Annotated in this window: 1 protein-coding gene; it reads left to right on the top strand. The window is 51.3% G+C overall.

Annotated elements, in window-relative coordinates; genetic code table 11:
• A partial coding sequence (locus tag ACTRC3_RS11720) for an Hsp70 family protein (protein ID WP_440323191.1) occupies positions 1-739 on the top strand: 739 nt, incomplete at both ends.

Raw genomic sequence — 739 nt, forward strand, 5'->3', positions numbered from 1 at the left:
GGTTATCCTGGTTGGTGGTTCAAGCCGTATCCCAGCCGTTCAGACACTCGTTAAGAACTACTTCGGCAAGGAGCCTTCTAAGGGTGTTAACCCAGATGAGGTTGTTGCAGTAGGTGCAGCTATCCAGGGTGCCATCCTGAACAAGGAAGAGGGTGTTGGCGACATCGTATTGCTCGACGTTACTCCATTGACTCTCGGTATCGAGACTATGGGTGGTGTGATGACAAAGCTTATCGATGCTAACTCAACCATCCCTTGCAAGCAGAGCGAGGTATTCTCTACAGCAGCTGATAACCAGACAGAGGTTACCATCCACGTATTGCAGGGTGAGCGCCCAATGGCAGCTCAGAACAAGAGCATCGGCCAGTTCAACCTGACAGGTATTGCTCCAGCTCGCCGTGGTGTTCCTCAGATTGAGGTTACCTTCGATATCGATGCCAATGGTATCTTGAACGTATCAGCTAAGGATAAGGCTACCGGTAAGGAGCAGAGCATCCGCATCGAGGCTTCATCTGGCTTGAGCGAGGACGAGATTAACCGCATGAAGGCTGAGGCAGAGCAGAACGCTGCTGCTGATAAGGCTGAGCGCGAGAAGATTGACAAGATGAACCAGGCAGACAGCATGATCTTCACCACCGAGAACTTCCTGAAGGATAACGGTGATAAGATTCCTGCAGACAAGAAGCCAGGTATCGAGCAGGCATTGCAGCAGTTGAAGGATGCTCACAAGGCTGGTGAT

The organism is Laedolimicola sp. (assembly GCF_051972735.1).
GTDB lineage: Bacteria > Bacillota > Clostridia > Lachnospirales > Lachnospiraceae > Laedolimicola > Laedolimicola intestinihominis.